This is a genomic window from Collinsella sp. HCP3S3_E5, assembly GCF_052067635.1.
Lineage (GTDB): Bacteria > Actinomycetota > Coriobacteriia > Coriobacteriales > Coriobacteriaceae > Collinsella.
Genome location: NZ_JBQHQF010000037.1, coordinates 1 through 8,603, shown reverse-complemented (window position 1 = coordinate 8,603; position 8,603 = coordinate 1). Strand labels below are relative to the sequence as shown.

Genomic DNA, 8,603 nt, shown 5'->3' with positions numbered 1-8,603 from the left:
GCGCGGCTGCGCCTATGGCACTTCAACATCATTGTCGCAGCCCCGACCCGCGGTCACGAGCGGGGGCTCCTATCTTTTTAGTGCCCTCGGATTGGGTCATAGTGTCTGTCCAAACTCGGCATTGATCCTGGTATTTGCAAGAGCATGATCTCGTGTGGTCTGCCGCTTGGCTTTCAGTCTGCTGCGTATTCGATTTCCAACGTCTTGATTCAGGTGTCGGTCAACTCGTTTGGTGCCGATGTCACCACGGCTTGGGGTCTTTCGGGCCGCTTAGATGGCATTGTCTGGATGGTTACCGAGGCGCTTGGCGTGTCGATCACCACGTTCTCGGCACAGAACTTTGGCGCGCGCAACTACGAGCGCATGCGCAAGGGCTACCATACGTCGCTCGTGCTGTCGTTTATGCTCATTGGTGGCCTGTCTGCCGTGCTGCTGGTGTTCTCGGGTCCTCTGTCGCGTCTGTTTGTCGACGATGCTTCGATCTCGGCGTACACCACGACCATCATTCATTTTATTGCGCCGTTCTATGCGATTTTCTCGATTATCGAAAACGCGTCGGGCTCCATTCGCGGTGCCGGCGTGAGCTTGCAGCCCATGATTCTCACGATTTTCGGCACCGTCGTGCTCAGGGTGATCTGGGTGTTTGCGATCATGCCTTTCGATCCGTCGCTTGAGCTCCTGCTGCTGGTTTACCCCGTAACCTGGCTCATCACGGCCACGATGTTCACCATCTACCACCACAGCGGCAACTGGCTAGGCCTCGCCACTGCCTAATGATCCGTATGAGACGGAGGAAAACGGATCATTGCTCTCCGTGGTGATGTCGATGATTCGTTTTCCTCCGTCCCCTTTGGATCAATTAGTATTCGATGCCTTGGCGGGCTAGGAGGCCTTCGTCGAAGTAGTGTTTGACGGGGCGCATTTCGGTTACTAGGTCGGCAAGGTCGGCGAGGGGCAGCAAGCCGCGGCCAGTGAGCACGAGCTCCGTGGTGGTTGGTTTCGTCGCGATCAACGCTTCGACATCTTCGCGCGTCACAAAGCCCCGTCGCATGGCTTCTCCCAGCTCATCCAAGATCAACACGTCGACATGGCTAATCTGCTCGCGCGCCAGCTCCATGATCTGTGCGGCACAGGCTTCGGGCGTTTCGCGGTCGGCTTGTACGATGCAAAGCCCCAATCGAGGAGCTGCGTCATGTTCGGCGCAGTGAAGCTTCTTGGCAAACTGAAGCATGAGCACGTTAAGTCCATAGCCCGTGGCGCGCAGCGCGAGCCCCAGCGCAGCCGTCGTCTTGCCCTTGCCGTCGCCCGTATAGATTTGAACCTTGCCGACTTCCAGTGATGCCATCTCTGTCCTTTCGTGCCCGGTGTCGGTTTATCGCCGGCCGGGTTGGGTATTCTAGTTAGCATTATCAACCCCAGTAGATGGAGTTCAAGCAGATGGAGATGGATGACAACAAACGTAGACGGAATATGATCCTCTACGTGCTCATCGCCTTCGTCGTCTACCTCGTGCTCTCGACCGTTCTGTTCCCCAACATCGGTCACACGCAGCAGATTACGAAGACCGATTACTCGACGTTTGTCAAAGCGCTCGACAAGAAGAGCGTCGATAAGGTCGAGTACAACACGGACGATTACTCGATTTATTACACCAAGAAGGGCGAGGACGAGAACATCGCCTACAAGACGACCGGTGTGCCGAATGATGCGGGCTTTACCGATCGCGTGCTTGAATCTGGCGCCTCGCTTGAGTCGGTCGTTCCCGATAAGAACTCGGGTCTGATGACTTACTACCTGCTCACCCTCATTCTTCCCATGGCGATTTTCTTCCTGATCGGCTGGTGGCTCAACCGCCGCATGAAGAAGGCCATGGGTGATGACGGCCCGTCGATGAACTTTGGCGGCGGCGGTTTTGGCGGCGGTGGACTGGGCAAGTCCGGCGCGCGTGTGATTGCCTCCAAGGACGTGGGCGTGACCTTTAAGGATGTTGCTGGCCAGGAAGAGGCCAAGGAGTCCCTCAAGGAGGTCGTCGACTTTCTGGAGAAGCCGCAGCGCTACGAGGAGATTGGCGCCAAGCTGCCGCGCGGTGCCCTCCTTGTCGGCCCTCCGGGTACCGGTAAAACCCTGCTTGCCAAGGCTGTGGCCGGCGAGGCTGGTGTGCCGTTCTTTAGTATTTCGGGCTCTGAGTTTGTTGAGATGTTCGTCGGCCGCGGCGCCGCCAAGGTTCGCGATTTGTTTAAGCAGGCCAAGGAAAAGGCCCCGTGCATCGTCTTTATCGATGAGATCGATACTATTGGCAAGAAGCGCGACGGCGGCGGCTTTAGTGGCAACGACGAGCGCGAGCAGACTCTCAACCAGCTGCTGACCGAGATGGACGGCTTCGATAACCACAAGGGTATCGTCGTCCTCGCTGCAACCAACCGTCCCGACAGCCTTGACCCGGCCCTGTTGCGCCCCGGTCGTTTTGATCGCCGCATCCCCGTTGAGCTGCCCGACCTGACCGGCCGTAAGAACATTCTTGAGCTGCACGCCAAGAGCGTGAAGACGCAGCCGCCGATCGATCTGACCGCGATTGCCCGCGCCACGCCCGGTGCCTCGGGCGCCGACCTGGCCAACATTATCAACGAGGGCGCCCTGCGTGCCGTCCGCGAGGGTCGCAAACGCGCCACGCAGGACGATTTTGAGGAGTCGGTGGAGGTCGTCATCGCCGGTCAGCAGCGCAAGTCCACGGTGCTGTCCGACCACGAGAAGCAGGTCGTTTCTTATCACGAGATCGGTCATGCCATCGTTGCTGCTCGCCAGAAGGGCTCTGCGCCGGTCACAAAGATCACCATCGTGCCGCGCACGAGCGGTGCTCTGGGCTACACCATGCAGGTCGAGGAGGACGAGCGCTTCCTGACCACGCGCCAGGAGATCCTGGACAAGCTCGCCGTCTATTGCGGTGGCCGTGCAGCCGAGGAGCTCATCTTTGGCGAGATGACGACCGGCGCCGCCAACGATATCGAGCAGGCCACCAAGCTTGCCCGTAACATGGTGACGCGCTTTGGTATGTCCGATGAGTTTGGCATGATGGCGCTCGGTACCGTGCAGAACGCGTACCTTAACCAGGATACGTCGCTCACCTGCGCCCCCGGTACGGCCGAGCGCGTGGACGCGATTGTCGCCAAGCTGATCGAGGATGCGCACGACCGCGCCCTGCAGATCCTGAAGGAGAATAAGTTTAAGCTCCACGAGCTGGCTCGTTATCTGTACAAGAAGGAGACGATCACGGGCGAGGAGTTTATGAATCTCCTCACGCGTGAGAATCCGTTGATGCCAAAGCAGCAGTAATACTAGTTGCGCAGTGCTTTCGCCCCATTTGAGTGTCCACCTCAAATGGGGCGTTTTGCTTGGGAAGAGTTGTATATGAAGATCGTGGTAAGTGCCTGCTTGATGGGCGAGAGCTGCAAGTATAACGGGCTCGATAATTACCATCGCGAGCTGGTCGAGGCTTGCGAGCGTACGGGAACCGAGGTGCTCCTCGTGTGCCCAGAGGTTTTTGGCGGTCTGCCCACGCCGCGCAAGCCGTCCGAGATTGTGAACGGCGAAGTCCGTTCCTGCGAGGGCGCCTCGGTCGATCGTGAGTTTCGCCTGGGTGCTGAGCGTGCGCTCGACATGTGCGAGCAGGCGGGTGGGCCGGAAGAGATCGCCGCGTGCATCTTACAGGACCGTAGTCCCTCGTGCGGTGCAGGTCGCATCTACGATGGCACCTTTAGCGGCACGCTCACCGCGGGCAACGGCGTTTTCGTCGACCTGCTCCTGCGCCACGGGTACCGTGTGATTCCCGCAAGTGAATTTGACCCGAGCATGTTGGAATAGCAAAAGAATGGGGGCGGCCATCGAGTAGATGGTCGCCCCCTTTACTGGCAAGCTAAACGATTTCAACAGATGTTCAATGGCGTTTGCCCAGATAAAACCTGCCAAAATAAACCTGTCCCTTTTTGGTAGGTTAGGCGAGGAGGGTGTGGCCGTAGGCGTTGGCTGCCTTGATGGCGGCGGCGAACTTCTCGTCGGTGAAGGGCTCGGGGTTACCCTGCTTCCACTCGTTGGTGGCGTGCGCGTACTCGCACAGGGCAGGGATATCGGCCTCGGAAAGCCCGACCTGCTCAAGCGTCACGGGCAGGCCCATCTGCTTGTTAAAGGCCGCGTAGCGCTCAAGGTTCTCGGTGTCGCCCGTGTAGGCGAACAGCACCAGCACGCCCAGGCTTACGACCTCGCCGTGCAGGTAGGTGCCCTCACGCGGAATGCTGCAAGTGGCGTTGTAGAACGCGTGTGCGACGCTCGAGTTGTAGTAGTAATCGTTCTGGTTGGTCAGGTTCGAGACATATCCCGTGTTGACCACGATATCGAGCGCGATCTGCTTGACGGCCTCGCTCGACAGGTCCTGGCGCACGTCCTCAAGACCCTGGACGCCATAGGTAAACAGCGGCTCGGAGCAGGTGTGGGCGAGTGCCAGGCCAAGACCGGCGGTGTGCTCCAAATTTCCGGCGCTCGTGGCGTACTCGACCTCGGGCTGCTTGGACAGGGCATCGCCTACGCCGGCCCAGAAGTACTCTGCCGGTGCCTCGGCGATGATCTTGGGGTTGATGAAGATGTGCGCGGGGCGGTTGGGGTACGAATAGCCCTCGAGCGAGCCGTCGTCATTGTAGACAACGGCAATGGCGGTCGCGGCGGAGCAGTTGGAGCAAATCGTCGGCACGGTAAAGACGATCTTCTTGAGCTCGATGGCCGCCGTCTTGACGGTGTCGAGCGCCTTGCCACCGCCGCAGGCTATGAGCACGTCTGCCTGCTGGCAGGCGGGGGAGTTTACGACCTTGGCGATATTGGCGCGTGTGCTGTTGGTGCCGTAGACGCGCGTCTCCAGAACCTCGACGCCGGTGCCTGCCAGCGCGGCTTCGATGCCGGGAAGTGCTGCAGCCAGTGCTCGCTTGCCACCGATGATTGCGACCTTGGTCGCTCCGTATTCGGCCAGCGCGCCGGGAAGCTCGTCGAAGCAGTCCTCGCCGACGGTATAGTCGCTCATTCCGATCGTGCGCATAGCAACCTTCTTTCGTTCGATAAAGTGCTTTCAGGTATTTTGCTCCTAGAGAAGGCCCACATCCGCGAGAAATTTCGAACGTATAAAACCAGTGTTGAGGGTTTTTCGTCGGCGCGGAACGTGCTAGCATACTCCGCATAAGCGTTGATGGGGACGAGTAGTCGGCCGTCCGCATGCTACAGAGAGCGGGGAGCGCTGAGAACCCGTGCATGCGACCGATGAAAATCACCCCGGAGCTGCGGTCCCAACGGACGTGCCGCGCAGGCACGTCTTAGTAGATATCGCCGAGATGGTCGTCGATACAGGCCAGCCGAGTAACGGATGCGAGCGCGCGGCGACGCGGGCGAGGGCATCTAAGCTGGGTGGTTAAGCGAAGAGCTTTTACGGGCAGACTGCCTGTCTTGTGGCGCTTCGTCCCAGCTTGCAGGGACGGGCGCTTTTTTGGTGCCCAGAGGGCGTGCGCGCCCATGACAAGAAAGGGGTACCGTGGCAAACGAGTACAAGCAGACGATGAATCTGCCCAAGACCGGTTTTCCCATGCGTGCCGGTCTTTCCAAGTCCGAGCCCAAGCGACTCAAGGACTGGCAGGACAACAAGGTCTACGAGCAAGTTCTAAAGAAGAACAAGGGTCACAAGAAGTTCGTGCTGCACGACGGCCCTCCGTATGCCAACGGCCCGATCCACATCGGCCACGCCATGAACAAGATCTCTAAGGACATGATCAACCGTTACTGGATGATGCAGGGCTATGAGGTTCCCTATGTCCCCGGTTGGGACTGCCACGGTCAGCCGATTGAGCACAAGGTCGAGGAGAAGCTCGGCACCGAGAAGTTCAACCAGACCTCCACGGCTAAGATCCGCGAGCTTTGCAATAAGTTCGCTGTCGAGAACATCGAGCTGCAGAAGGCCGGCTTCCGTCGCCTGGGCGTGCTTGGCGACTGGGACAACCCGTATCTGACGCTTTATCACCAGCATGACGCCGCCGACATCGAGGTCTTCAAGGCCATGTTCGACAAGGGCATGATCTATCGCGGTCATAAGCCCGTCCACTGGTGCAAGCACTGCCACACCGCGCTGGCCGAGGCCGAGATCGAGTACTCCGACGAGACGAGCCCGTCCATCTTCGTGCGCTTTGAGATGACCACTAAGCCTGCCGGTCTCGAGAACTTCGACGGCCCGGTTGACTTCATCATCTGGACGACCACGCCGTGGACCATCCCCTCCGACCAGGCCGTTTCCCTTAAGCCCGGCGCCGCCTATGTTGCCGTTGAGCACGATGGCCGTGCCGAGGTCATGCTCGAGGACCTGGCTCCCAAGTGCTGTGAGGAGTTTGGCTGGGAGTACACCCCGGTCATGGTCGACGGTAAGCCCTATGTGGTTCCCGCTGAGACCTTCCACCACATCCACTACAAGCAGCCGATCTTTGACGGCGTCGAGGGCGTGGCGCTGCTGGCCGATTACGTCGGCGTCGATGACGGTACCGGTATCGTCCACAACTCGCCCGGCCATGGCGTCGACGACTACTTCGCCTGCCTCAAGGAGGGCATCACCGATATCTGCATGCCGGTTGATGACGACGGTAAGTTCTACACCGGCGAGGAGTTTGGTACCGGTGGCCCCTTCAGCGGTATGGATACCGACGAGGCCAATCCGCACATCATCGAGTTCCTGCGCGAGCGCGGCACCCTGGTCCTCGAGAAGAAGATCACGCACAGCTATCCGCACTGCTGGCGCTGCAAGCACCCGGTGCTCTTCCGTGCTACCGACCAGTGGTTTGTCTCGATGGACAAGACCGGTTTGCGCGAGCAGGCTGGCAAAGAGATCCGCGAGAACGTCAAGTGGTATCCGGCCCACGCGGCCAACCGCATCGGTGCCATGGTCGAGCAGCGTCCCGACTGGTGCATCAGCCGTCAGCGCAACTGGGGCGTGCCTATCCCCAGCTACACCTGCGCCGACTGCGGCGAGAAGGTCATGAACGACGCCACGCTCGACGCCGTCATCAAGCTCTTCCACGAGAAGGGCTCCGACGCCTGGTTCACCGACGCTCCCGAGAGCTACCTGGGCGAGGCTTGCGTCTGCCCCAAGTGCGGCGGCCATCACCTCAAGGCCGATAAGGACATCCTCGACGTGTGGTGGGACTCCGGCGTGTCCTGGAAGGCCGTCTGCGAGTATCGCCCCGAGCTTGAGTACCCGGCGGATGTGTACCTCGAGGGCTCCGACCAGCACCGCGGCTGGTTCCAGAGCTCGTTGCTCACCTCGGTGGGTGCCAACGGCCACGCTCCGTACAAGGCGGTCGTCTCGCAGGGCTTCACGCTCGATGGCCAGGGCCGCAAGATGTCCAAGTCGCTCGGCAACGTCATCGACCCCAACAAGGTCTGCGACGAGATGGGCGCCGATATCATCCGCCTGTGGGTCGCCTCGGTCGATACCAGCTCCGACGTCTCCATCGACCATGAGATCCTTGCTCGTACGTCCGATGCCTACCGTCGTTTCCGCAACACGCTGCGCTTCCTGCTCTCCGAGCTCGAGGGTCAGTTTGAGCCCGAGACCGACGGCGTCGCCTTTGCCGACCTGCTGCCGCTCGACAAGCTCATGGTTGCCCGTCTGACCCAGGTCCAGGCCGAGGTCGACGACGCCTACGCTAGCTACGAGTTCCCGCGCGCCTACCGTGCGCTCTACGACTTTGTGGTTACCGAGCTTTCCAACGTGTACCTCGACGCCCTGAAGGACCGTCTGTACTGCGACAAGCCCGGCTCGCTCGAGCGTCGCAGCGCCCAAACCGTGCTGGCCGAGCTCTTCTCGATGCTCATGCGCGACCTGCAGCCGATCCTGTCCTACACGGTCGACGAGGCCATGGCCTATGCGCCCGCCGGCTGCGTCGATCACCAGAAGTACGCCGCGCTGCTCGATTGGTACAAGTCGCCTATCACGGTCGACGAGGCCAATGAGTTCGAGGGCGTGCTCGAGGCCTCGCTCGAGCTCCGTAGCGCTGTGACCAAGGCCCTTGAGGATGCCCGCTCCGTCGGTACCTTCACCAAGAGCCAGCAGGTCCGCGTCAAGGCGGTCGTTCCCGCCGAGATGTATGCGCTGCTGACCGGCGACAAGGCCGTCGATCTGGCCGAGTTCTACATCGTCTCCGATGTTGAGCTAACCCAGGGCGAGGAGCTTTCCGTTGCTATTGAGGCCGCCGAGGGCGAGTGCTGCGACCGTTGCTGGAACTATCGCACCACCGTCGGCGAGTACAACGGTCACGCGCATATCTGCGAGCGCTGCGCGAATGCCTTGTAGTTACGCGGTTTTACCAAACCGCGTAACAGGTTGACGCTGCAAACCCGCCAGAGCAGCAATCTGCCTTTCAGCTTCGGCGGCATGACCAGAAGGTCTATGCCGCCTTGCTTCAAGGCACCTTGCTCGCTCTGGCGGGTTTTCGCTCATATGACCCAATCCGCTGTCAAGAGCCACAATGGCCCCGCCGACCGCTTGCAATCGGTCGGCGGGGCCTGCCGTTAACCCGTCCCGGTCCGCC

Annotated in this window: 7 protein-coding genes; 4 read left to right on the top strand and 3 right to left on the bottom strand. The window is 60.2% G+C overall.

Annotated features, from left to right (window positions below; translation table 11 throughout):
• The first annotated feature begins 144 nt into the window (after positions 1-144).
• On the top strand, positions 145-774 hold the full coding sequence (locus tag ACTM82_RS08625) for an MATE family efflux transporter (RefSeq protein ID WP_441055776.1): 630 nt from the start codon (positions 145-147) through the stop codon (positions 772-774).
• 85 nt (positions 775-859) lie between these two features.
• On the opposite strand, the gene ACTM82_RS08620 is transcribed toward ACTM82_RS08625, so the two are convergent.
• Entirely contained in the window at positions 860-1,345 is a 486-nt protein-coding gene (locus ACTM82_RS08620) for a cob(I)yrinic acid a,c-diamide adenosyltransferase (RefSeq protein WP_441055774.1), read from the bottom strand.
• 92 nt (positions 1,346-1,437) lie between these two features.
• On the opposite strand from ACTM82_RS08620, the gene ftsH reads away from it, so the two are divergent.
• Together ftsH and ACTM82_RS08610 are read left to right on the top strand one after the other, a co-directional pair.
• Positions 1,438-3,330 (top strand): ATP-dependent zinc metalloprotease FtsH, encoded by a 1,893-nt coding sequence (ftsH, locus tag ACTM82_RS08615; RefSeq protein WP_195838531.1) that lies wholly within the window; start codon positions 1,438-1,440, stop codon positions 3,328-3,330.
• Positions 3,331-3,405: 75 nt separating this feature from the next.
• Complete coding sequence (locus ACTM82_RS08610; RefSeq protein ID WP_441055772.1) at positions 3,406-3,858, top strand: DUF523 domain-containing protein; 453 nt, start codon at positions 3,406-3,408, stop codon at positions 3,856-3,858.
• Positions 3,859-3,988: 130 nt separating this feature from the next.
• On the opposite strand, the gene ACTM82_RS08605 is transcribed toward ACTM82_RS08610, so the two are convergent.
• Complete coding sequence (locus tag ACTM82_RS08605; RefSeq protein WP_427793784.1) at positions 3,989-5,077, bottom strand: iron-containing alcohol dehydrogenase family protein; 1,089 nt, start codon at positions 5,075-5,077, stop codon at positions 3,989-3,991.
• A gap of 510 nt (positions 5,078-5,587) precedes the next feature.
• On the opposite strand from ACTM82_RS08605, the gene ileS reads away from it, so the two are divergent.
• Positions 5,588-8,365, top strand: a complete 2,778-nt coding sequence (gene ileS, locus ACTM82_RS08600; protein WP_441055778.1) for an isoleucine--tRNA ligase — start codon at positions 5,588-5,590, stop codon at positions 8,363-8,365.
• On the opposite strand, the gene ACTM82_RS08595 is transcribed toward ileS, so the two are convergent.
• Positions 8,366-8,603 (bottom strand): hypothetical protein (locus ACTM82_RS08595; RefSeq protein WP_441088541.1); only part of this gene is annotated, 238 nt, incomplete at its 5' end.